General features: G+C 33.7%; 1 protein-coding gene. It reads left to right on the forward strand.

From position 1 onward, the window contains the following. Positions 1 to 273 (forward strand): hypothetical protein (locus AAEY98_RS22320; protein WP_502959661.1); only part of this gene is annotated, 273 nt, incomplete at both ends.

Here is a 273-nt window from a genome sequence, read left to right on the forward strand (position 1 = left end):
GGGTTACTCATTCCTATTGCTGATACTAAGAACATCGAACTAACTGTCGACTTACAGTCAAGTAGCAAAGTAAAGATAGATGAGACATCATTATTAATGCTCATAAAAAACCTGATTCAAAACGCTATTATTTATACGCTAGATAATGGTCAAGTCATGGTTAAACTCTATCAACTTGAGCAAAACTCAGGCAGTTTGGATAAATCGGCTTTAAATGCTCAATATAATTTTGGCTCACATGTGATTCAATCTGGGAAATTAAATGATATATCC

Origin of the sequence: Shewanella sp. AC91-MNA-CIBAN-0169 (assembly GCF_040310165.1) — a bacterium.
Classification (GTDB): Bacteria; Pseudomonadota; Gammaproteobacteria; order Enterobacterales; family Shewanellaceae; genus Shewanella.